Here is a 21,037-nt window from a genome sequence, read left to right as displayed (position 1 = left end):
GAGAGTTAGTTGCTGCTGTCGTCTTTGTTGTCGACGCGGTAGCTGAAGCTGAGGCCCATGCCCTGGAACAACACGACGTCCGCCAGTTGCCGCGCGAGCTCACCGGCGCTGGCCAGTTTGGTCTTGGGCACGTACAGCATGTCGTCCGCTTGCAGGTAGGCGATCTGGGTGGCGTCGCCGGACAAGGCTTTTTCCACGTCGTAACGATGCGCGACCACTTGGTTGCCGTTGCGCCGCATGATCATCACCGAGTCCAGGCGTGCCTTGGCGTTGGAACCGCGGGCCATGGTCAGGGCTTCGAGCACCGACACCGGGCGGCGGATCGGGTAGGAGCCCGGCTGGCCGACTTCACCCAGTACATAGATTTCGTTGCCGGCGGTGGACTTGAGCAGCACGTCCACGGTCATGCGCCCCGGCAGGGTGGCATAGCGTTTGTTGAGGTAGGCCTCCAGTTGGTTGACGGTCATGCCTTGCAGCGGCACGGCACCGATTTCCGGGAAGCTGGCGTAGCCGTCGGTGCCCACGGTGATTTCCCGGCTCATGCCGGTGGCGGGGTGGTTGAGCACGGACTTGAGGTTCCATTCATTGGCCAGCGGGTTCACCACCATCACTGACAGCTGATTGCGGTTGGGCTGGAACAGCTGTTTGCGATCGTAGGCGCGCTGAATCGCGTCCCGTGCTTCATCGCGGGTCAGGCCCTCGATTTTCACCGTGGTGTGGGCCCCCGGCAGTTCGATGGTGCCATCGGGCAGCACCAACTGGTTGCCGTTGAACTGGCTGGCGGCGGTGAAGTTCAGCGCGATCGTGTCCCCGGACTGCACGCGATAGGCGGCCGAGCCACTAGTGCTGATGTGGAAGATCACGTCTAGCACATCCTGTGGGCGCAGGGTCTGCTCGACCTTGGGCACGTCAGTGGCCTGGGCGTTGGCCGGTGGGGCCGTGAGGATTTGCACCGGCATGCTTTGTGATTCGTCGGAGGAAGTGCTGGAGCAACCTGCAAGGGGTAGCAACAGCAGGACAAGCATCTTGGCGTTCATGGCGTCATCCTTGTCTGACTGCTCACAGGTTTTTGTACAGCCATTCGGGCATGTAGTACTTGCGTCGGTTGAACACGCTGCCGACCAGCTTCGCTCCCGCCTGGCTCAAGCGCTGGGCCGCGGCCTGGGCCACTTCCCAGCGAGTGTCTTCCGCGCGCACGACCAGGACCACGCCGTCCACCTGGGTGCTGATGACCAGGGTGTCGGAGGCCGAATACACCGCGTCGCCGTCGATCACCACGAAGCGGTAGCGGATGCCGAGTTGATCGAGCAGCGGGCTCAGGAGTTCGGGTGTCAGGTGTTCATTGCCACGGAAGTATCGGCCGAATGGCAGAACGTGAAAGGGCAGGCTGGAGACGTCCACCACGCAGTCCTGCAACAAGGGCGGGCTCTGGGTGTTGAACATCAAGTCGCGAAACCCCCGTTCCTTGCTCAGCCCCAACTGTTGCGTAAGGTTGGTCGCCGACTGGCTGGCATCCACCAGCAGCACCAGGCCGCTGCTCATCTTCGCCAGTTGACTGGCCAGCGCCAGGGCGCTGGTGGTGGTGCCCGCGCCGGGGTTGGCGGCGGTCAGTAAAAGGATCCGCAGGTTCTGGTCGAGTACGGTTGATGTCAGGTTGGACTCGCTCGGGCTGGCAATGCTGAGGCTTTTAGCCGTTGAACCGTCCATTTAACTTGCTCCGTGGCCGCTGAAAACTTTGAACGGGGTTTTCAACAGAATCTTCAAATCAAGCAGCAGGCTCTGCTGGGCGATGTAGGTGAGGTCCAATTCAACGCGCTGGTCGAAGTCGATATTGCTGCGCCCGGAGATTTGCCACAGGCCGGTCATGCCGGGGTAGATGCTCAGGCGCGCGAGGTGCTTGTCCTTGTAGCGGTAGGCGTTGAACGAAGTCGGCCTGGGGCCTACCAGGCGCATGTCGCCGGTCACCACGTTGAACAGGTTCGGCAGCTCGTCGAGACTGGTGCGCCGCAGGAAACTGCCGATACCGGTGATGCGCGGATCCTTGTCGATCTTGAAATCGATGGCGTCGGCGCCGTGCTTGTTCAGGTGCCGCAGGGACTCCTTGAGCTCCTCGGCGTTGACGACCATGGTGCGGAATTTGTACATGCCGAACATGCGGCCGCGGTAGCCGGTGCGTTTCTGCACGAACATCACCGGCCCCGGGCTGGTGAATTTGACGGCCAGCGCCAGCCCCAGCAGCACCGGGGAAATCAGCACCAGGACCAGCAGCGCGCCGAAGCAGGCCAGGACGCGGTTGGTGCGCGACAGGGTCCACGGCCGGCCACCTTCGCGACCGGTTATCCAGCCACAACCCTGCATGTGGATGGCGGCATCCATGCGCTTGCGTTGCTCGGGGTCCAGGCGCTTGTCCCTGCGCATATTGCTAAGTGGCACACTTTTTTCGTGTTCAGACATAAATTCCCCGCAGAGTTCAGCCGTGTGCGGCATGGGCGACGCAGTCAGTAGTCAGTGCGGAACCAGGCAACGAAGCGCCCCAGTCCCTCATCGGGCACCCATAAAACCGGTCGCTCCGGTGACGAGAGTGTTCATGGATGGACGGCCTCGGGCACGATGTGGCGCAAGCCAATGCCGCTGTAGTGGAGGCCGGCGGCCGCCACCTGTTCCGGGCTGTAGAGATTGCGCCCGTCCACGATCACCCGATTACGCAGTTTGCTCGCCAGCCTGTCGAAGTCGACCACGCGGAAGTTCTTCCACTCGGTGCAGATCACCAGGGCATCGGCGTCTTCGAGTGTGTCATCGCGGGTGGCGCACAGATGCAGGTCGTCGCGGTAACCGTAAATGCGCCGGCATTCGGACATGGCTTCCGGGTCGTAGGCATGCACGCTCGCACCTTCGGCCCAGAGTGCCTCCATCAGGTAACGGCTCGGTGCTTCGCGCATGTCATCGGTGTTGGGTTTGAACGCCAGGCCCCACACGGCGATGGACTTGCCGGCCAGTCCACCGGGAAATTGCGCCTTGAGTTTGCTGAACAGGATATGCCGCTGGTGGTCGTTGACGTCGGTCACGCTACGCAGCAATTTCAGGGGCATTCCGGCGTGTTCGGCGGTGTGCAACAGGGCGCGCAGGTCCTTGGGGAAGCAGGAACCGCCGAAGCCGCAGCCGGGGTAGATGAAGTGGTAACCGATGCGCGGGTCCGAACCGATGCCTTTGCGCACCGCCTCGATGTCCGCGCCCAACAATTCGGTGAGGTTGGCCAGTTCGTTCATGAAACTGATGCGCGTGGCCAGCATCGCGTTCGCCGCGTACTTGGTCAGCTCGGCGCTGCGGTTGTCCATGAACATCAATTTGTCGTGGTTGCGGCAGAACGGCGCGTAGAGCTCGCTCATCTGGCTGCGGGCTTCATCGTCACCGGTGCCGACGATGATCCGGTCCGGGCGCATGCAATCGGCCAGGGCACTGCCTTCCTTGAGAAACTCCGGGTTGGACACCACCCGTACCTTCAGCGAACCTTTGCCGCGGCGCTGCAACTCTTCAAAGGCGGTGGCACTGACCTGGTCCGCCGTGCCGACCGGCACCGTGGACTTGATGATGAGGGTGCGGTCGGCCTCCATGAAGCCGGCAATCTGCCGAGCCACGTTCAGCACATGGCTGAGGTCGGCCGAACCGTCTTCGTCGGCGGGCGTACCGACGGCGATGAAGATCAGCTCGGCGTGCTCTACCGCATCGCTGGCCTGGGTGGTGAAGAGCAGGCGACCGGCCTTGATGTTTTCTTCAAGGGTGCCGGAAAGCCCCGGCTCACTGATCGGAGGCACGGCTTGTTGCAGTTGCCGGATCTTGTTCGGATCGATGTCGACACACAGGACGCGATGTCCGACATCGGCCAGCGCAACTGCTTGTATCAGGCCAACATAGCCCGTACCAAATACGCTCACGTCCATATTAGCGTGCCTCGTAAAACGGTGGAGAGTTGCGAAATAAGACTGTCAAAAGGGGTATAGACCAGCCTAGGCAAACCGTGTAAGCAAACCGGCATGTAAAAGAGGCGAGATACCCCCAAATGTGGGGGCTATTGCCATCAAAGTCGCACCACTATTGGGTTTCCCCTCCGACTTTGGCTGTTTGGCGAAAATCTCAAGAAAGCGACAAGCGGTCGTAAGCCTTGAAGTACAAGGGTTGTAGCTGCTTGATTGTGTCAGGTTTGAGTCGCCGAATTAATGACAATTTTTAACAGAATCCGACAGTTCTTACGCAAAGATGGCGCAATGCTAGTGTTAAAAATGTCCGACAACCTATGGGTCCAGTGCCTGTCGAGTCATAGCAAATTCAATGATGCCGTCTTTGTCAGCCAGCCGCCTGTGAGCGGCAACGGGCGTCAATTCAATGTGCTGGTTGCTCAGGATGACGATCACCTGGCCGCTGGTGTGGTTTTTTATCGACCTTGCCGGGTTCGCCAGGAGCCCGGCGCGCACCCCAGCCACCGCAGGCAAGCACGGTTGAAGCTTTGCACATCGCTGTAGCCCAGGCGGTCGGAAATCTCCACCAGCTCCAGGTCTGTCCCCTGCAAAAAGTCTTCGGCCCGGTAGCGGCGGTATTCGTCGAGCAATTCTGAAAAGCTCCAGCCCAACGCCTTCAAGCGTCGGGCGGCGGTGCGCTCGAGCAAATGCTGGGTGGTACAGAATTGCTGCCAGTTGGCCTCGGCGAGGTCGCCGATCAAATGGTCGCAGACTTGCTCCAGCAAGGTCGGTTCGCTGTTGCGTCGGGTCTGCTCCAGCAACTCGACCAGCGTGTGTTCCAGTTCATGATTGCCCGGCGTCAACGGGATGACGAACAGCTGTGGATCGAGGCGGATCGAGTGCTGCGCCTGCCCCCATTGCACCGGTGCGCGGAAGGCTTGTTGATGTTCCTGCGGATTGGCCGTGCAGACACCGGCCAGCCCGACGCCCAGAACCGGATCACGCTCCAGGCCGCTGGCGAGGAATTTGCGCCGCAACATGCTGCACAGGCTGATGAGGATGTAATCGGTGGTTGCCGCGCTGGTTTTCACGCTGCCGCGGTCGAGCAGGTGCAATTCGACGCTGTCGTCGCCGCGCACGATCTGTGCCTGGAAGTGCCCGTTGAAAAACGGAAAGAAGCGCACGAAGTACTGGCAGGCGCTGTCCAGTGAGTCGGCCACGTCGAACAGGTACGTCAGGCCATTGGTGGCGGTGGAAACGAAACGCCGACCGGCCGCCAAGCCGATCAGCGGATCGCCGCTCTGCTCCAGGGCAAACGCCCAGAAGCGCCGCGACATGAACAGCGGAATGCGCATGAATGGCGTGCGCAACTCGAACAGGCTGCGACGAAACAGGCCCTCGATACTGTCCCGGTCCACGCCACGGGCCAGCAATTCTTCGATGGCCGGCAACAGGGTCGGCGCGTAGAACGCATTGGGTATTGATCGATCGTGCAGTGGCTGATCGCTTTTTGTCATGTAGGGCTCACAGCTTGTTCCGGAACACTGGTTAGGCTGCCCGACGTTAAGCGATTTGCCGGAGCAAGACCATGCTTGATTTACGCCAGCTCGATTTGAACCTGTTGCTCGCCTTCGATGCGATTTACCAGCAGCGCAGCGTCACCCGTGCGGCCGAGGTGATGTGTCTGTCGCAACCGGCCATGAGCAATGCGTTGCGTCGCCTGCGCGAACTGTGCGGCGACCCGCTGTTCATCAAGAGTCGCCTGGGGGTGACGCCGACACTGGTCGCCCATCGTCTGGCCGACTACGTGCGTGCCGCGCTCGAGTCGTTGCGCGATGGCTTGCGCATGATTCCCGCCGCACGGCAGAACAATCCGCTGCTGCGCATCAGTTGTCTGGATTGCCTGCAACCGGTGCTGCTCGATGCCTTGCTCGAATCGCCCCAAGCCGATTGGCAGGTACGTTATTTCCAGCCCCGGCGCCGCGACGCCTTGCAGGACCTGGCCAGCGGCAAGCTGGATATCCTGATCGACCTCGACCAGCCGCTGGCCGGGCTTGCCGGCCTGCACAAACAGGCATTGCCCGCCGACCATTACGTGTTCGCCTATGGCGCCGCACTCAAGGAACCGCCGCGCACCCTGCAGGATTATCTGCAGCAGCCACAGATTCAGGTATCCAGCCGCCGTGACGGGCTCAGCCCGGTGGACTTGCAGCTTGGCTTGAAAGGCCTGCGCCGCAATGTGGCGATGAGCACCCAAAGCACCCTGGCCGCAAAGCTCATCGCCGACCGCCAGCCGTTCGGCATCAGTCTGCCAAGCCGGGTCGCCAGTGTGCTGGGCTTGCAACAGGTGCCGCTGCCCCTGGACGAACCGGTGGAATTGAAACTGGCGCTGTACATCGAGTCGCGCTATCGCTTCGAGCGCAGTCGCGAGGAGGCGATGCACTGCCTGCTGCGTGCCCTTGGTGAGCCCCGGGCATTGCAGGCGCTGGCGCGGCGTGCGTGATTTCGAGGTGACATCAAACCCTGTGGGGGCGTGTGTAGTTCAGATGCACCTAATTCGACGCCAGCAAGCGCCGGTCGACCGTCAGCACCGCATCGACCATCGCCAGCGCGGCCGGTGTCAGGGAATGGCCGGCGCGGCTGACGATGCCGTAGTGCAATTGCAGGCCGGGGTCCTCCTTGGGGACATCGGTAAATTCCAGAAGCCGGATCAGACCCTGGTCGACCAGTTCGGCCAAGGCCTCCACAGTGGCGATGCCCACCGCGTCGGAGCGCATCACCACGCGGCGGATGGCATCGAATTGCGCGCATTCCACGCTCGGGTTGAAGTCCGCCTCGCCCTGTACGTCGGCGAGGATCTTGCGGATCATCGGCGGTATTCGCGTGCCGACCACCGCGTAGTCGAGCAAGGCGCGCAGGGACAGGTTCTGCTGCTGCACCAAGGGATGACCGATACGGCAAAAGAACCGACCACGTCGAGGGCGCAGCAGTTGCACCTGATATTGCGGGTCACCGGTGAAGTACCGCGCGTCGGCCACGAGGAATTCGATCTGCTGTTCGCGAAGCCAGACCGCCAGTTGCTCCCAGTCGCCCTGGTGGAAGCTGATGCGGATCGCCGGATGAGCCTGGATGAATTCCGCCAGCGCCTCGGGTACCAGCACCTGGGCCGGGTACGGGCCGCAACCGAAGTGCAACTCGCCACCGGTCAGGCCGTTGTATTGCGTCAGTTCGTTGTGCAGGGCCTGGCTGCCGGCGAGCAGGCGCCGGGCGTGTTGCAGCACCAGTTCACCCTGGCCAGTCAGGCGGAATTCGCGGCTGCTGCGTTCTACCAGCGCGCAGTCGAGGTCGCGCTCCAGGGTCTGGATGCTGCGACTGAAGGCGGGCTGGCTGAGGTTGATCGCCTCGGCGGCACGGCCGAAGTTGCGGTAATCGGCCAGGGCGACAAGGTGGCGGAGTTGTCGTAGGTCCATCATGCGCCTCCTGCATTCTGCGGATACTTTTAATGCATTGGATCGATAGCATAGAGGCTGGCATAAGTACACGCCTGTCTTCTCGCCGTAACGTGCCATGACCCGTCAACTGTTCATTTCCAGCGCCTTCACCCGCACCATTCTCAGCCATGCCCGGCAGTCCGGCCTGTGTCAGGACCAACTGTTGCAACGGGCCGGCATCTGCCTGTCGTTGCTCGAAGGGCAGGACCTGCATGTGCCCGCGCACCTGGTTGAACGCCTGTGGAGTGAATGTGAACGTGCGGGCGCGGGGGGGGCGTTTGGCTGCGAACTGGTCAACGGCATGGCGACCACCACATTGCGGGGGTTGAACATTCTGCTGGACTCCGCCGCGACCCTGCGCGCGAGCCTGGCGTGTTTCACTGATTTCCTGCCACGGGTGACCAACTACGTAGTGGCGGAACTGGAGGAGGGTGACGGGCAGGCCCGCTTGCATTTGCGCAGTGTTGACCGGCAGCCGCATTTTTTCGGCCTCGATGCGGCGACCCTGACGTTGGTGCGTAACATTGCCCGGCGTTTGGGGCGAGCGCCGGCGCAGGTGTTTGTCGCGGTCCACTTGACTCCGCAACAGGCTGCCGGGCAGTGGTTGCGTAGCGTGGGTATCGAGGTGCTGGAGGGGGCACATCCGTGTTTGAGCCTGTCAGCGGCTAGCCTCGATGAGCCTTTGCTCGGGGCCAATGGGTTTTTGCATCAGAGCATGTTGCGGCACTGGCAGACTGCGGCGGCGCAGCATACCCGCAGTGACAGCCTGGAGTTGGCGCGGCACTGGTTGACGGCGGGGGATCAGCCGATTGAGCGGATTGCCGAGCGATTGGGGTATCGGCAGCCGAGTAATTTTATTCGGGCGTTTCGTAAGCAGTTCGGGATTACTCCGAAGCAGTTTCGTCTGGGGTTGTAGGGTGTGTACATATCCGTTGCTGCGGTAACGGCGGCTTATGGTTTCGCCCTTACGGCGACTTCCTTTTTTACAAGCGCCTAAAAAAGGAAGCGAAAAAACGCTCGCCCCGAACGTACGGCCCCTCGCTAAGGCTCGGGGTTCCTTCGCTCCGGCATTCATCCGGGGGCATCGCCTCCGGTCGGCTTCGCTCGACCTCCTCTCGATGTGTTCGGCTGCGCCGAACGGCGCTGCGCGCCCACCCCCGGATGAACGCCTCCACTCAGCCTTCCGAGGGGGCGGGTGGATCAAGATCAAAAGCTGCAGGCGAGCTAACGCTCGGCCTGATGAGTGGTGAGGAGCGACGCGGTGGTGTGGGCTGCTCTGCTTTTGCTTTTCTGTAGGAGCGACGGTGCGGCGATCCGACCTGCTCGCGATAGCGGCGTAGCAGTCAACACCAATGCCGGATGTAATGCCGCCATCGTGAGCAAGCTCGCTCCCACAGGGAATATGCAGTGTTCTGACAGCCCTGTTTAAAAGCCGTCAGCCACTATTCCTGAAAGCCACACCGCCTTGCGTCGTTGCCTACAACTACGCCAGAATCCGCCGGCTTGTGAGTCTTGTACCCGGTCTTTATCGTTTCCCTGTCGCTGCAAATTCAGCGGCCGGGTTTAGCGACCCGACCAGGTATAAGCGCAACAAGGCTCCAGTCTCTATTGCACATATTCGTGTGTTTGCAATTTTCGACATGGTGGCTGTGCGCGGGAGGCCTTCGGGTCTGCCGGGTCTTATACCTCCCGGTTCGCTAACCTGCGTACAGCTGCCACCCTTACTTGTTTAGCGACGGGTTTTGGTGGTTTCACCAGGTATAAAGGAGCTCCGCCATGTTCAAACCAACCCCGAATCCCCCGCAATCCGACGACGTTTCCCCCTACGATTCGCTCGACTCCAGAAAGCTCCACGAAGCCGCCGACCGCGCACTGGATCACTACCTAAACCCCGCAAAAGATCCGGCTCCATCGCACAAACCCAGCACGATGTTTGTCATCGCCCCCGACATCAATACCGAAACTCTATTGGCCCACGCCTGCGAATCCCTGGCCTCGGCCAGCATCATGGCCAGTGACCTTGCGGGATTTCTGCAAAGCCCTCATCGCAACGCGCTGCTGGGGATTGCGCAGATCATCATGCTCGGTGAGCTGGCGGTGAATCGCGCGCTGGATAATCTCGACCCGCAGGAATAACCCGGTAGAAACAACAAAAAATAAACCTGTGGGAGCGAGCTTGCTCGCGATTGCGGTGGGTCAGTCAACATCCATGCTGAATGTGATGCCGCCATCGCGAGCAAGCTCGCTCCCACAGGGATCTGTGTCGATGGGCAGTTCTCAGTCCACACCGCAAACAGAGCACGTACATTCAATTTTTCCTCCCCCCGTCCCGTCACTATCGAACCCGGTCCCGGCGCATCGACGCCGGTGGTTTTTCATTTGTGCGGGTGGGCCATGGACGCTTCGCGACGCGATGATCGGGCGCAAGACTGGGGGCTGCTGTTCCTGCGGGTCAGCGGCGGGTTGTTCCTGTTGTGGGTGCACGGTTTGCCCAAGCTGCTTCACTACAGTACCGAGCTGCAAAACATCGAAGACCCTTTCCACCTGGGCGCGAACCTGACGCTGGTGCTGGCGATTTTCGCCGAGGTCGTGTGTCCGCTGCTGATCGTCGCCGGGTTGCTGGCGCGTCTGGCGTGTTTGCCTATTCTGTTTTTGCTGTGGGTGTCGATGTTGGTCGTGCATCCGCAGTGGACCCTCTTCGAAGGCCAGTTCGGCTGGCTGTTGCTGATCGTGTTCACCAGCATTTTCATCGCCGGGCCGGGACGGCTGGCGCTCAATGTCCGTTTCGCCGGAGCCTTGCGTTATGTCTGAACTCAATCGCCGTGAGCCGGCCAGTCCGGGGCCTGATGAGGTGGTGACCCTGATCGTCAAGCACCGGGTCAAGGCCGGTTTTGAAGTGCCTTATGAAGCCTGGCTGCGCAACATCGTCAAGGTGGCCGCGCAGAACGTCGGGCATTTGGGCGTGGATGTGGTGCGCGGCAAGCACGCCGGCCTCGACACCTACACCAGTGTGCTGCGCTTTTGCTCGACCGAGGCGATGCAGCGCTGGCTCGATTCACCGCAACGCCAGGAACTGGTCAACGAAGCCGCGCCGATGCTGGCCGATGGCGACCAGACCGAAGTCAATCCGGTCAACGAGTTCTGGTTCTCACCCCAGGCCGAAGCCGGTACGCCACCGCCGCGCTGGAAGCAGGCCGTGGTGACGCTGCTGGTGATCCTGCCGCACACCTTGCTGGTGCCGCTGCTCTGGGGGCCGCTGCTTCAGCTCAATGCATTTCTCTCCAACTACGTGGTTGCCACGTTCCTGATCACTCTGACCATCGTGCTGTCGGTGGTTTACCTGTTCATGCCCATGGCGACGCGCCTGTTCGCGCCCTGGCTGTCTCCCTCCACATTGCATGAGGAACCGTGATGAACGCCGATCTGATTCTGTTCAATGGTCAATTTCATACCGTTGACCGCGAAAAACCGCTCGCCAGCGCCGTGGCGATCAGCGACGGTCGTTTTGTCGTGGTGGGCAGCGATGCCCAGGCCATGGCCCTGCGTGGCTCGAACACCCAGGTGATCGACCTCAAGGGTCGCTGCGTGATTCCCGGGCTCAACGACTCGCACTTGCACCTGATCCGTGGCGGCCTGAACTACAACCTCGAACTGCGTTGGGAAGGCGTGCCGTCACTGGCCGACGCCTTGCGCATGCTTAAGGATCAGGCTGATCGCACGCCAACGCCACAGTGGGTGCGGGTGGTCGGTGGCTGGAACGAATTCCAGTTCGCCGAAAAGCGCATGCCGACCCTGGCGGAGCTCAACCAGGCCGCGCCAGACACGCCGGTGTTCGTGCTGCACCTGTACGACCGCGCCTTGCTCAACCGTGCCGCGTTGCGCGTCGCCGGTTACACCCGCGACACGCCGAACCCGCCGGGTGGCGAGATCGTGCGTGACGCCAATGGCGAGCCGACCGGCATGCTGGTGGCGCGGCCCAACGCGATGATTCTGTACTCGACCCTGGCCAAGGGGCCGAAGCTGCCGCTGGAGTATCAGGTCAACTCGACCCGGCAGTTCATGCGCGAACTCAATCGCCTGGGCCTGACCAGTGCCATCGATGCCGGCGGCGGTTTCCAGAATTACCCGGACGATTACCAGGTGATCGAACAGTTGGCGAAGGACGAGCAACTGACCGTGCGCATCGCCTACAACCTGTTCACCCAGAAGCCCAAGGAAGAGTTGACCGACTTCAAGAACTGGACCGGCAGCGTGAAGCTGCACCAGGGCGACGATTACCTGCGGCACAACGGCGTCGGGGAAATGCTGGTGTTCTCGGCGGCGGACTTCGAAGACTTCCTCGAACCGCGTCCGGACCTGCCGCAAACCATGGAAGCCGAACTGGAACCGGTGGTGCGCCACCTCGTCGAGCAACGCTGGCCGTTCCGTTTGCACGCCACCTACAACGAATCCATCAGTCGCATGCTCGACGTGTTCGAGAAGGTCAACCGCGACATTCCGTTCAACGGCTTGCCGTGGTTTTTCGACCACGCCGAAACCATCACCCCGCAGAACATCGAACGGGTGAGGGCGCTGAGTGGCGGCATTGCGATTCAGGATCGCATGGCGTTCCAGGGCGAGTATTTCGTCGAGCGTTACGGCGCCAAAGCGGCCGAAGCCACGCCACCGATCAAACGCATGCTAGCCGAAGGTGTGCCGGTCGGCGCCGGTACCGACGCGACGCGGGTGTCGAGCTACAACCCATGGACCTCGCTGTACTGGATGGTCAGCGGCCGCACCGTCGGTGGTATGGAATTGCACGCCGAAGGCCTTTCACGCCTGACGGCGCTGGAACTGTTCACCCACGGCAGCGCCTGGTTCTCGTCGGAGCAAGGCAAGAAGGGCCAGATCAAGGTCGGGCAATTGGCCGACGTCGCGGCCCTCAGCGCGGATTTCTTCAGCGTCGATGAAGAGGCGATCAAGTGGATCGAGTCGGTGTTGACCGTGGTCGGCGGCAAGGTGGTGTACGGCGCCGGTGACTTCGAGAAACTCGGGCCGGCCAGCGTACCGGTTCTGCCGGACTGGTCGCCGGTGGTGAAGGTGTCGGGCCACTGGCGCCCGACGTCGCCGATGCAGGCCCAGGTTCACCATTGCAGCGGCCCGTGTGCGGTGCATTCCCACAGTCATGAACGAGCGCGCCTGTCGAACGCGCCGGTCAGCGATTTCGCCGGTTTCTGGGGCGCCTTTGGCTGCTCGTGTTTTGCCTTCTGATCCATTCAAAAAAAGCGCCGGCCCAACAGGTCGGCGCTGACTGCGACAACCATCCATCAAGGAGCTTCCAATGAGCAACGTTCCGTACAAACGCCTGAACAAAGACGATGCCGTGGTATTGCTGGTCGACCACCAGACCGGTCTGATCTCGCTGGTACAGGATTTCTCGCCCAACGAGTTCAAGAACAACGTGCTGGCGCTGGGCGACATCGCCAAGTTCTTCAAACTGCCAACCATCCTCACCACCAGCTTCGACAGCGGTCCGAACGGCCCGATCGTGCCGGAGCTCAAGGCGCAGTTCCCGGACGCGCCGTTCATTGCCCGCCCGGGCCAGATCAACGCCTGGGACAACGAAGACTTCGTCAAGGCGATCAAGGCCACCGGTCGCAAGCAACTGATCATCGCCGGTGTGGTGACCGATGTGTGCGTGGCGTTCCCGACCCTGTCGGCCATTGCCGAGGGCTTTGAGGTGTTTGTGGTGACCGACGCTTCCGGCACCTTCAACACCACCGTGCAACAAGCTGCCTGGGCGCGCATGTCGGCTGCCGGTGCGCACCTGTTGAACTGGTTCTCCGTGGCCTGCGAGCTGCAAGGCGACTGGCGCAACGACATGGAAGGCCTGGCCAACCTGCTGTCCGAGCGCCTGCCGAACTATCGCAACCTGATCAACAGCTACATGAAGTTCACGGCCAAGTAAGACCTGATCACATAACCTGTAGGAGCGGGCTTGCCCGCGAAGGCGTCATGACAGTCAGCATTGATGTTGCCTGAACCACCGCCTTCGCGAGCAGGCTCGCTCCCACAGTTTTTGCGCAGTCCATTTCAGCGGTTCTGCAACCAACTCAAAAACCCACCTTTCCTGACCGCCACCGGTTTGGCCATCAACGCCATCCGGCTGTTCTGCTGGCGCACCGCCTGCAGCTTGTTCAATGCCCGGTCGACTTCCCGTCGTTGCTCCATGCAACTGCGGGTCAGGGATTTGTCGAGGCGGTAGATGATGCTTGAGGTCATGGCGGTGAACCGTGCCTGGGACGGGGTGTCGGCGAGGATGCTTTGTTCGCCCATGACTTCGCTCGGCCCCATGCGCCCGGCTTCGATCTGCGTGCTGCCATCGGGGACGGTGGCGCTGACCACGCCGGTGGCGATGACGAACAGGCTGTCCGGTACTTCTTCCAGATCCAGCACCACCTCACCGGCCGCGTATTGCTGCGCCACCATGTTCTGAGCCAGGCGATCACGTTCCTCGGTGCTCAGGGAACGGAAGATCTTCACTTCATCGAGCAAGGCCCGTGCGCGGGTCGACGGCTCGATCACGCCATCGGGTTGCCGGGAAATGCYGGCCGCTTCGAGGTGCCGATGGGCCAGGTCGAACAGTTGATTGCGCACTTCACCCTTTTTGCCCAATTCGGCGATGAAGCCGCTGGCCACGTATTCGGACATGGTTTCGCCGGCCTCCTTGAGCACGGCTTTCGGCGCCGGATCGAGCAGCAAACTGCTGCTGCCCTGAAGGGTGCGGTCCAGGGCATCGAGCACCCGACGCGGACGGATGTGGTTGGGCACCTGAATGCTGATCGACACGCCGTGCATGTTGGTCGGGCGGCTGAGGTTGACGATTTTCGCCTTGGCCGCCACCGAGTTCGGCACCACCGCCGTGCTGCCGGTGCTGGTCAGCAGGTGGGTGGCACGCCAGTCGATGTCCAGCACCTTGCCTTCGACACCGTCGATGGAGACCCAGTCATCGACCTGGTACGGCTTGGTGGTGTTGAGCACGATGCCGGAGAACACGTCGCTCAAGGTGCTCTGCAATGCCAGGCCCACCACGATGGCGACGACGCCGGAGGTCGCCAGCAAACCTTTCACCGGCAGCTCCAGCACGTAGCCGGCGGCGGCCACCACGGCAATCAGGAACACCAGTGCGCCGATGACATCCTGCAACAGCCGGCCGCTGTGGCCGATGCGCCGCATCAGGACCAGGCCGATCACTTCGGTGAGCACCCGCGCGGCGTACAGCCACCAGAGAATCCCCAGTGCCGTGGCCCCCAGTTGCGCCACGCGATCATCGGCAAACAATGGCGCCTGCAACGGGCTGACGCCGGCGTTGATGAGCACTGCGCTGAACAGCACAAACAGCGCCAGACGCATACCGACCCGGCTGACGCGATGCTTGTATGGCGCGAGGTGCCAGAGCAGGGCGTCGATGGCCAGCAGCAGGGTACCCAGGGAAAGCAAATGATCAAGGAGCAAGGACATGGGGAAACTCCATTTAAATATTTGCGGCAAAAAGATCGCAGCTCCTTCGGGGAAGGTGATTTCAGCGCAGTGAACGAAGATTAATGGTGTGCCTGGAAGGGAAAAAGCGGCTATAAAGTGTTTGACTGTCAACCGGGAAGTGACAATGAACCCCTTCGAAGATATGCGTATTTTTTGCCAGGTCATGGACTCCGGCAGCTTCACGGCGGCCGCCGATCAACTGGGGCTGTCCAAGCAGTTTGTCAGCCGCCGCTTGATGCAGCTCGAAGAGCGCCTGGGCGTGCGCTTGCTCAATCGCTCGACCCGGCGACTGGATGTCACACCGCTGGGGCAGAGCTATTACGAGTCAGCCTTGCGCCTGCTCAGCGAAGTCGAACAAGTGGAGCAGGGTATCGCCGGCCAGACCACCGAACCACGGGGGACCCTTCGTGTGAGTGCACCGCTGTCGTTCGCACTGGCGCATCTGGGCTGCCTGTTGCCGGTGTTTTTGCAGCGCTATCGCGACGTGACGGTGGAGATGGATTTGAGCGATCGTCCGGTGGATTTGCTTGGTGAGGGCTACGACCTGGCGCTGCGCATCGGCACGCTCGAGGACTCGACGCTGATTGCCCGGCGGATTGCCTCCATTGAGCGGGTGTATTGCGCAAGCCCCGCGTACTTGACCGAACGCAGCACACCGCTCAAGCCTGAAGATTTGCACGGTCACGACTGCCTGCCGTACGGCCATGGTCGACAGGTGCAATGGCGTTTTGCGGGGCAGGGCAAGCCATTGAGCGTCAATGTCAGCGGGCGGATGCGGGTCAACAACGGTGAATTGCTCAAGGACGCGGCGATCGCCGGGCTGGGGATCACGTATTTGCCGACGTTCATTGTCGGCTCGGCGTTGAAGGATGGACGGCTGGTGGAGGTGCTGGAGGGTTTCCGCCCCGAGCCGCTGACGTTGTCGGCGGTCTATCCGCAACACCGGCAGAGTTCGCGGCCGGTGCAGGCGCTGGTTGAGTTCTTGCGCGAGGAACTGGATCAGTCTGAGGGTGGGTTGTAAGGATATGGTTCACACAATCTATTGTGGGAGCGAGCAAGTCGGATCGCCGCACCGCCGCTCCCACAGGGTTTTGTGTTGTATGGGAATCAGCGCGGATCAGGTCCTTTTGTCATCGCCGGGTTCGGCATGGGCGCCACGGTCATCACCGGGCTCGCCATTGGCATGGACGCCACGGTCATCGCCGGGCTCGCCATTGGCATGGACACCACGGTCATCGCCGGGCTCGCCATTGGCATGGACGCCACGGTCATCGCCGGGTTCGCCATTGGCATGGACGCCACGATCATCCCCGGGTTCATCATGGGTGCCGCTGCGTCCTGAGGACGAGGCCGTTCCGGAGTGACTCGAACCGCTGTTGGCACTGCCATGGCCGCTGTTGCTGCCATGGTCGCCGCTATGGCCGCTGCCGCTGTTTCCACCACTGCCGCTTCCACCGTGACTGCCGCCGCCGCCACCACCACCGCTGCCTCCACCGCCTCCACTACCGCTGCCTCCACCGCCTCCACTACCGCCGCCACCGCTGCCTCCACCGCCTCCACTACCGCCGCCACCGCTGCCTCCACCGCCTCCACTACCGCCGCCGCCACCGCCGCCACTACCCCCATCCTTGGCCTGAGCACTGGATACTCCGGACAGGCTGTCCGGAATCAATACGGTAGACGCCGACAGAACCGCGCCAATAGCTACTGCCAGTAAAAGCTTATTGATGAGCATGTCGTTCTCCGTCTTTTTATTCAGATTGGAACGTTGATAAACATTGCAATGTGTTGCTTTTTTCCCGTAGGAACTTAATGAACAGTTCAACGAACCGATTTATTCGGTTGCAGCGTTGAAAAAGAATGCGACGTACAGCCGGGCCCAGTTCCAAAGGGGCAGCTCCAAAGGGTCAGTGAATGCTCGAGGCCAGTTCGAAAATCGGGATGTACATCAGGATCACGATCACCCCGATCAACAGGCCGATGAAGGTCATGAGCAAGGGTTCGAACAGCCGCACGAACCATTCGATCCAGCGGCTGATTTCTTCGTCGTAGAAGTCGGCGCTGCGCTCCATCATCTGCCCGAGGTTGCCCGACTGTTCTCCGGCGCGCAGCAGGCGCAGGGACACGGGGGTCACCAGGTGATTGAGTTCCAGCGCGGCAGACAGTGATTGCCCCTCGCGCACCCGCTCGCAGGCCTGGTCCAGGCGCACGCGGGAGGCGACGGTGAGCAGGCCACGGACCATGCCCATGGCGGTGACCAAGGGAATGCCGCCTTGCAGCAGAATCCCCAACGACCGGTAGAAGCGCGCCAGTTCATACATGAAGATGCGCTGGTGCACCGCGGGGAGTTTTTCGATCAGGCGGTCCAGCCCCCGACGAAAGGCCGGTTGGCGCTGGAGCAGGGCGATTGCAACGATGATGGCCAGCAAGCCACCGAAGAATTCTCCCTGGTGGGCGTGCAGGAACATGCCGCTGCTCATCAGGATCTGCGACATCCATGGCAGGTTCGACCCCAGTCCTTCAAACACCAGGCTGAAGCGCGGTACGACATACCCCATCAAAAACAAAACCACGCCACCGCCCACCACCAGCAACAGCAGGGGGTAGATCGAAGCGCTGACGATCTTCTGGCGAACCTCGTCCATGCGCTGGCGATAGCTGACATAGCGGCCCAGGGCATCGCCCACGGCACCGGTCTTTTCGCTGGACTGTACCAGCGCAATGTACAGCGGGGGGAAAACCGCCGACAGCTGCCCCAGGGCCTGGGAAAACGATTTGCCCTCGTAAAGCAGGCGCACCAGTTCACTCAAGGTTTTGCGGGCCTGTGGCGCGGTTTCCTTTTCCGCCAGGCTTTCCAGCGCATCGATCAACGGCAGGCCGGCGTTGAGCAAGGTGGTCAGTTCCTGGCTGAACAACACCAGGTTGAACGTCTCGCGCTTGTGCAGGCGCAACGCGCGCCAATGTCGCTCGGCGTGCAGGCTGACCACCCGCAGGCCCTGGTCTTCGGCGATGCGCCTGGCTTCGCTGTGCCCCGGCGCCTCGACGGTCATCGAGATGACACCGGCCTTGCCGACGGCCTTGAGATGAAAGCGCATGGTCGCCATTCCCGTCAGTTCCAGTTGGTGACTTCGGCGTTCTCGCCTTCGCCGCCGGGTTGCCCGTCCTTGCCCATGGACAACAGGTCGTACTCGCTGTTTTCACCGGGATAGCGATAGCTGTAGTTGCGGCCCCAAGGGTCTTGCGGGAGTTTTTTCTGCAGGTACGGGCCGGTCCAGTGCGGTTCGTCGGCGGGGGCAGTGACCAGCGCCTGCAAGCCCTGTTCGGTCGACGGGTAATGGCCAACCTCCAGGCGGTAAAGGTCCAGGGCTTTGCTCAAGCCTTCTATTTGCGCCTTGGCCACTTTCACTTCGGAACGGCCCAGTTGGGCGAAATACTTCGGCGCCACGATGCCGGCCAACAGCCCCAGTACCACCAGCACCACCAACAGTTCGAGCAAGGTGAACCCGCTTTGGGTTCGCCGGGCATAACACAGTCGCTGATTCATGATGACCTCACACAGTTGGCATCAGAGTTGCCATGCAGTTGCTATGTAACTGCATGCAATTGCCATGCTCACGATTGGTGATCCTTGCGCACCCCCCGTGCTACGGGCCTTCTCACTTACGGCACAGTGCTTGCGTATGGCTGGTGCACGACTGGCCATTGGGGCAATACCCCCAATTTTCGGGGCCGGGAAGGGGAGGTATAACAATGAAATCACTCACCACCGGGTTGCTGGGAATTCTTGTGTTGGCCGGCGCCGCACAGGCCGATGTGTTTGTTTCCGTGGACGCCAATGGCAGCTACGTCCTGTCCAATGTCCACCGCCCCGGACGCCACTATGAACGGGTGATTCATGAGCCCGATGCGGCGGTCGTCAGCCTTGATCAGCAACCGCAGATGATCGCCGCGCAACCCTATGCCGAGCTGGTGGCGGCGGCGGCCACGGCCAACGAACTGCCGGCGGCGCTGCTGCACGCAGTGATCAAGACCGAATCGAGCTACAACGCCCGCGCTACCTCGCCCCGGGGCGCGCGCGGGCTGATGCAGTTGATGCCCGACACCGCCCGCGAAATGGGTGTGACCAACGTCTACGACCCCAAGGCCAACATTCAGGGCGGTGCCCGCTATCTCAAGCGCTTGATGACGATGTTCGACAACGATATCCGCCTCGCCGTGGCGGCCTATAACGCCGGCCCGCAAGCGGTGCTCAGCCGGGGCAACGTGGTCCCGCCGTTCGCTGAAACCCAGCGTTATGTGCCCAGTGTGCTGAACCAGTACCGGCGTTTGCAGGGGTTGTCCGCGGATGCGCCGCTGTGATCGGAAATCGGGGAGCGGGGCGGTTTTCCCCAATAGTGGGGAATAGTGGCCCCGGCGAGAAAGTGGGGGGATTGGGTGGGGAATATCCCCCGGCTTATCAAGTCGTGATTATAACTAGCTGATTAATAACGTAAATTTTTGTGGCATGCGGATTGCTCCGGACGATTTGTCGATAAGTGTTCCCCGATAACCCGCAGCGAGGCCCGAGTCCATGATCGGCATGTCCCACGCTTCGTCCTTGATTAATTTGCTGTTGTTGGTGACATCGATGCTCGGCATCGAGATTGCCGGCTAGCAGATCCTGAAGGGGAGTTTTGACTTGGACAGGACCCTCACAGTCGCTGGCAGCGCGGTGATTCTCGGGATGGCCTTGATCGGGTTCGGGGTATGGCGGACCGCGCCCCCGACTGCACTCAATGAAGTCGCTTTGCCCGACACCTGGAGCGAGCAGACGCTGGAGCGTGAAGGGGTTTCGGTGGCCCTTGCCGACGTGCAATTTCGTGTGACGGACAAAGCCTCGGGTCAACCCTTGTCCGGCGTCGCGCCGGGTGTTCGGGTCGAACCCGGCGATACCCACTAAGAGGAAACTGACATGAACCGATTCGCGCATCGCGCACTGCTGACGTTCTGCCTGTTGGCCTTAGGTATCGACCAGGCCCTGGCTCACTCGACGGACGAGCACACCGGGCACGACATGGTGGTCAGCACCGCCAGCCCGGAGACCGCCCGGATCAGGTTTGCCGACGTGGCCCTGCTGGACCAGAACGGCAAGGTCGTCAGTCTGGAAAAAGACCTGGTGAGCAACAAGATCGTGGTCATGGGCTTCATCTACACCAGCTGCACCACGGTCTGCCCGGTGGTGTCCTCGATCATGGGCAAGGTGCAGAAACAATTGGGTGCGCGGGTCGGCACCGAGGTGCAACTGGTGTCGATCAGCATCGACCCGCAGCGTGATGATCCCCAACGCCTGAACGACTACGCCCGCACCTTCCAGAAGGGGCCGGGCTGGAGCTGGCTGACCGGTTCGCCGCAGTCGGTCAATGCCACACTCGAGGGCCTGGGTGCCTACAGCGGTGACTTCGAGAACTACTCGCCGCTGATTCTGGTGGGGGACGGCAACAACCGATTCTGGACCCGCTACTACGGACTCACCGAACCGACGGAGCTGGCCCGGGCCGTCGAGAAGCTCAGAGGTGAACGCAACGCCCACGCCAAGCACACCGCCATCGCCATGGAGCATCAGCCATGAGAGTCATCGACGGGTTCGCCCTGGGCGTCTGTTACGGCATTTTCAGTTCAATGGCATTTGCCCACGAAGGGCATGAACAGACAACGCCCGCTGCGCAACCGTCCACCGGCACCCACGACGGGAAAACCTGCTTCACCGACACACCGTTGCAGGACCAGAACGGCAGCACCTTTATCTCCCTTACCAGTGATCCGCTGCGCAACACCCCGGCGGTACTCAAGGCTTGCACCTTGAAACAGGGCATCGATGGGCCCCACTGGTTTTTTCTTACCGACGACAAGGTGCAAATGGACCTTGTATTGGGCCGCATCGGCCAGATCGTGCCGACCCCCGAGCAGCACTCCACCCGGTTGATCGTCGGTGACGTGGCGAACAAGCGCTGGAGCAAAATCCGTTCCGATGCCCCGGCCGCCGCCATTGCCCAGCGCTTGCAGTGGCTGACAATGCCCGTGGCCGGGCGCTGA

22 protein-coding genes and 1 pseudogene are annotated in these 21,037 nt (G+C 61.5%); 12 read left to right on the top strand and 11 right to left on the bottom strand.

The genetic code is table 11. From position 1 onward, the window contains the following. Nucleotides 1-5: 5 nt before the first annotated feature. The 5 genes from AC1DVE_RS15605 to AC1DVE_RS15585 all read right to left on the bottom strand — a co-directional run bounded on the left by AC1DVE_RS15605 (nucleotide 6) and on the right by AC1DVE_RS15585 (nucleotide 5,470). Nucleotides 6-1,037 carry a polysaccharide biosynthesis/export family protein gene (locus AC1DVE_RS15605; protein ID WP_223460066.1) on the bottom strand — a complete coding sequence of 344 codons (1,032 nt, stop codon included), beginning with the start codon at nucleotides 1,035-1,037 and terminating at the stop codon, nucleotides 6-8. Nucleotides 1,038-1,059: 22 nt separating this feature from the next. Then, the gene (locus AC1DVE_RS15600; protein ID WP_223460064.1) at nucleotides 1,060-1,707 is read right to left on the bottom strand and encodes a CpsD/CapB family tyrosine-protein kinase; all 648 of its coding nucleotides are present in this window, start codon (nucleotides 1,705-1,707) and stop codon (nucleotides 1,060-1,062) included. Next, on the bottom strand, nucleotides 1,708-2,454 hold the full coding sequence (locus AC1DVE_RS15595) for a sugar transferase (protein ID WP_223460062.1): 747 nt from the start codon (nucleotides 2,452-2,454) through the stop codon (nucleotides 1,708-1,710). Nucleotides 2,455-2,585: 131 nt separating this feature from the next. Then, nucleotides 2,586-3,938, bottom strand: a complete 1,353-nt coding sequence (locus AC1DVE_RS15590) for a UDP-glucose dehydrogenase family protein (protein ID WP_223460060.1) — start codon at nucleotides 3,936-3,938, stop codon at nucleotides 2,586-2,588. 491 nt (nucleotides 3,939-4,429) lie between these two features. Then, the gene (locus AC1DVE_RS15585) at nucleotides 4,430-5,470 is read right to left on the bottom strand and encodes an AraC family transcriptional regulator ligand-binding domain-containing protein (protein WP_477784024.1); all 1,041 of its coding nucleotides are present in this window, start codon (nucleotides 5,468-5,470) and stop codon (nucleotides 4,430-4,432) included. Between the two features lie 71 nt (nucleotides 5,471-5,541). Here AC1DVE_RS15585 and AC1DVE_RS15580 point away from each other — a divergent pair, with 71 nt between their 5' ends. After that, nucleotides 5,542-6,456 (top strand): LysR family transcriptional regulator, encoded by a 915-nt coding sequence (locus AC1DVE_RS15580; RefSeq protein ID WP_223533767.1) that lies wholly within the window; start codon nucleotides 5,542-5,544, stop codon nucleotides 6,454-6,456. A 49-nt stretch (nucleotides 6,457-6,505) separates the two neighbouring features. On the opposite strand, the gene AC1DVE_RS15575 is transcribed toward AC1DVE_RS15580, so the two are convergent. Further along, entirely contained in the window at nucleotides 6,506-7,426 is a 921-nt protein-coding gene (locus AC1DVE_RS15575; RefSeq protein WP_223543319.1) for a LysR family transcriptional regulator, read from the bottom strand. A gap of 94 nt (nucleotides 7,427-7,520) precedes the next feature. Between AC1DVE_RS15575 and AC1DVE_RS15570 the strand changes: the two genes are divergently transcribed. From AC1DVE_RS15570 to ycaC, 6 genes are all read left to right on the top strand, one after another. After that, on the top strand, nucleotides 7,521-8,360 hold the full coding sequence (locus AC1DVE_RS15570) for an AraC family transcriptional regulator (protein WP_223543318.1): 840 nt from the start codon (nucleotides 7,521-7,523) through the stop codon (nucleotides 8,358-8,360). Nucleotides 8,361-9,220: 860 nt separating this feature from the next. Then, a complete protein-coding gene (locus AC1DVE_RS15565) occupies nucleotides 9,221-9,580 on the top strand; it encodes a DUF6124 family protein (protein WP_477784023.1) in 360 nt (119 codons plus the stop codon). Between the two features lie 258 nt (nucleotides 9,581-9,838). After that, nucleotides 9,839-10,255 (top strand): DoxX family protein, encoded by a 417-nt coding sequence (locus tag AC1DVE_RS15560; RefSeq protein ID WP_477784022.1) that lies wholly within the window; start codon nucleotides 9,839-9,841, stop codon nucleotides 10,253-10,255. After that, nucleotides 10,248-10,856, top strand: a complete 609-nt coding sequence (locus AC1DVE_RS15555) for an antibiotic biosynthesis monooxygenase (protein WP_223533764.1) — start codon at nucleotides 10,248-10,250, stop codon at nucleotides 10,854-10,856. The genes AC1DVE_RS15560 and AC1DVE_RS15555 overlap by 8 nt, the downstream gene beginning before the upstream one ends. Further along, entirely contained in the window at nucleotides 10,856-12,694 is a 1,839-nt protein-coding gene (locus AC1DVE_RS15550) for an amidohydrolase (RefSeq protein WP_477784021.1), read from the top strand. Before AC1DVE_RS15555 ends, AC1DVE_RS15550 begins: the two co-directional genes overlap by 1 nt. A 70-nt stretch (nucleotides 12,695-12,764) precedes the next feature. Next, entirely contained in the window at nucleotides 12,765-13,391 is a 627-nt protein-coding gene (gene ycaC, locus AC1DVE_RS15545) for an isochorismate family cysteine hydrolase YcaC (protein WP_007977200.1), read from the top strand. A 125-nt stretch (nucleotides 13,392-13,516) separates the two neighbouring features. On the opposite strand, the gene AC1DVE_RS15540 is transcribed toward ycaC, so the two are convergent. Beyond that, complete coding sequence (locus AC1DVE_RS15540) at nucleotides 13,517-14,944, bottom strand: mechanosensitive ion channel domain-containing protein (RefSeq protein WP_477784020.1); 1,428 nt, start codon at nucleotides 14,942-14,944, stop codon at nucleotides 13,517-13,519. 145 nt (nucleotides 14,945-15,089) lie between these two features. Here AC1DVE_RS15540 and AC1DVE_RS15535 point away from each other — a divergent pair, with 145 nt between their 5' ends. Continuing rightward, complete coding sequence (locus AC1DVE_RS15535; RefSeq protein WP_223537891.1) at nucleotides 15,090-15,986, top strand: LysR family transcriptional regulator; 897 nt, start codon at nucleotides 15,090-15,092, stop codon at nucleotides 15,984-15,986. 96 nt (nucleotides 15,987-16,082) lie between these two features. On the opposite strand, the gene AC1DVE_RS15530 is transcribed toward AC1DVE_RS15535, so the two are convergent. From AC1DVE_RS15530 to gspG, 3 genes are all read right to left on the bottom strand, one after another. Continuing rightward, nucleotides 16,083-16,700 (bottom strand): hypothetical protein, encoded by a 618-nt coding sequence (locus AC1DVE_RS15530; protein ID WP_477784019.1) that lies wholly within the window; start codon nucleotides 16,698-16,700, stop codon nucleotides 16,083-16,085. 172 nt (nucleotides 16,701-16,872) lie between these two features. Next, nucleotides 16,873-18,060, bottom strand: coding sequence for a type II secretion system F family protein (locus AC1DVE_RS15525; RefSeq protein ID WP_223458482.1), 1,188 nt, complete (start codon nucleotides 18,058-18,060; stop codon nucleotides 16,873-16,875). A gap of 14 nt (nucleotides 18,061-18,074) precedes the next feature. Further along, nucleotides 18,075-18,509, bottom strand: a complete 435-nt coding sequence (gspG, locus tag AC1DVE_RS15520; RefSeq protein ID WP_223458484.1) for a type II secretion system major pseudopilin GspG — start codon at nucleotides 18,507-18,509, stop codon at nucleotides 18,075-18,077. Between the two features lie 206 nt (nucleotides 18,510-18,715). On the opposite strand from gspG, the gene AC1DVE_RS15515 reads away from it, so the two are divergent. Further along, nucleotides 18,716-19,324 (top strand): lytic transglycosylase domain-containing protein, encoded by a 609-nt coding sequence (locus AC1DVE_RS15515; protein ID WP_223458486.1) that lies wholly within the window; start codon nucleotides 18,716-18,718, stop codon nucleotides 19,322-19,324. Nucleotides 19,325-19,438: 114 nt separating this feature from the next. On the opposite strand, the gene AC1DVE_RS15510 is transcribed toward AC1DVE_RS15515, so the two are convergent. Further along, nucleotides 19,439-19,603: a hypothetical protein gene (locus AC1DVE_RS15510; RefSeq protein WP_223458488.1), complete on the bottom strand. Its 165-nt coding sequence runs from the start codon at nucleotides 19,601-19,603 to the stop codon at nucleotides 19,439-19,441. Nucleotides 19,604-19,643: 40 nt separating this feature from the next. Between AC1DVE_RS15510 and AC1DVE_RS15505 the strand changes: the two are divergent. The 3 genes and pseudogenes from AC1DVE_RS15505 to AC1DVE_RS15495 all read left to right on the top strand — a co-directional run. Next, nucleotides 19,644-19,889: pseudogene (locus AC1DVE_RS15505) on the top strand (hypothetical protein); the annotation flags it as partial. A 27-nt stretch (nucleotides 19,890-19,916) separates the two neighbouring features. Further along, the gene (locus tag AC1DVE_RS15500) at nucleotides 19,917-20,573 is read left to right on the top strand and encodes an SCO family protein (RefSeq protein ID WP_223458490.1); all 657 of its coding nucleotides are present in this window, start codon (nucleotides 19,917-19,919) and stop codon (nucleotides 20,571-20,573) included. Beyond that, nucleotides 20,570-21,037, top strand: coding sequence for a thioredoxin domain-containing protein (locus AC1DVE_RS15495; protein ID WP_223533531.1), 468 nt, complete (start codon nucleotides 20,570-20,572; stop codon nucleotides 21,035-21,037). Before AC1DVE_RS15500 ends, AC1DVE_RS15495 begins: the two co-directional genes overlap by 4 nt.

It is taken from the genome of Pseudomonas sp. P4_B4, from assembly GCF_056402255.1.
The sequence above is the reverse complement of the archived record's forward strand: the minus strand, read 5'-3'. Positions and strand labels throughout refer to the sequence as shown.

Coding starts and splice junctions, on each gene's coding strand:
- AC1DVE_RS15605 (WP_223460066.1), bottom strand. CDS start 1,037: ATGAACGCCAAGATGCTTGTCCTGCTGTTGCTACCCCTTGCAGGTTGC.
- AC1DVE_RS15600 (WP_223460064.1), bottom strand. CDS start 1,707: ATGGACGGTTCAACGGCTAAAAGCCTCAGCATTGCCAGCCCGAGCGAG.
- AC1DVE_RS15595 (WP_223460062.1), bottom strand. CDS start 2,454: ATGTCTGAACACGAAAAAAGTGTGCCACTTAGCAATATGCGCAGGGAC.
- AC1DVE_RS15590 (WP_223460060.1), bottom strand. CDS start 3,938: ATGGACGTGAGCGTATTTGGTACGGGCTATGTTGGCCTGATACAAGCA.
- AC1DVE_RS15585 (WP_477784024.1), bottom strand. CDS start 5,470: ATGACAAAAAGCGATCAGCCACTGCACGATCGATCAATACCCAATGCG.
- AC1DVE_RS15580 (WP_223533767.1), top strand. CDS start 5,542: ATGCTTGATTTACGCCAGCTCGATTTGAACCTGTTGCTCGCCTTCGAT.
- AC1DVE_RS15575 (WP_223543319.1), bottom strand. CDS start 7,426: ATGATGGACCTACGACAACTCCGCCACCTTGTCGCCCTGGCCGATTAC.
- AC1DVE_RS15570 (WP_223543318.1), top strand. CDS start 7,521: ATGACCCGTCAACTGTTCATTTCCAGCGCCTTCACCCGCACCATTCTC.
- AC1DVE_RS15565 (WP_477784023.1), top strand. CDS start 9,221: ATGTTCAAACCAACCCCGAATCCCCCGCAATCCGACGACGTTTCCCCC.
- AC1DVE_RS15560 (WP_477784022.1), top strand. CDS start 9,839: ATGGACGCTTCGCGACGCGATGATCGGGCGCAAGACTGGGGGCTGCTG.
- AC1DVE_RS15555 (WP_223533764.1), top strand. CDS start 10,248: ATGTCTGAACTCAATCGCCGTGAGCCGGCCAGTCCGGGGCCTGATGAG.
- AC1DVE_RS15550 (WP_477784021.1), top strand. CDS start 10,856: ATGAACGCCGATCTGATTCTGTTCAATGGTCAATTTCATACCGTTGAC.
- ycaC (WP_007977200.1), top strand. CDS start 12,765: ATGAGCAACGTTCCGTACAAACGCCTGAACAAAGACGATGCCGTGGTA.
- AC1DVE_RS15535 (WP_223537891.1), top strand. CDS start 15,090: ATGAACCCCTTCGAAGATATGCGTATTTTTTGCCAGGTCATGGACTCC.
- AC1DVE_RS15530 (WP_477784019.1), bottom strand. CDS start 16,700: ATGCTCATCAATAAGCTTTTACTGGCAGTAGCTATTGGCGCGGTTCTG.
- AC1DVE_RS15525 (WP_223458482.1), bottom strand. CDS start 18,060: ATGCGCTTTCATCTCAAGGCCGTCGGCAAGGCCGGTGTCATCTCGATG.
- gspG (WP_223458484.1), bottom strand. CDS start 18,509: ATGAATCAGCGACTGTGTTATGCCCGGCGAACCCAAAGCGGGTTCACC.
- AC1DVE_RS15515 (WP_223458486.1), top strand. CDS start 18,716: ATGAAATCACTCACCACCGGGTTGCTGGGAATTCTTGTGTTGGCCGGC.
- AC1DVE_RS15510 (WP_223458488.1), bottom strand. CDS start 19,603: ATGCCGAGCATCGATGTCACCAACAACAGCAAATTAATCAAGGACGAA.
- AC1DVE_RS15500 (WP_223458490.1), top strand. CDS start 19,917: ATGAACCGATTCGCGCATCGCGCACTGCTGACGTTCTGCCTGTTGGCC.
- AC1DVE_RS15495 (WP_223533531.1), top strand. CDS start 20,570: ATGAGAGTCATCGACGGGTTCGCCCTGGGCGTCTGTTACGGCATTTTC.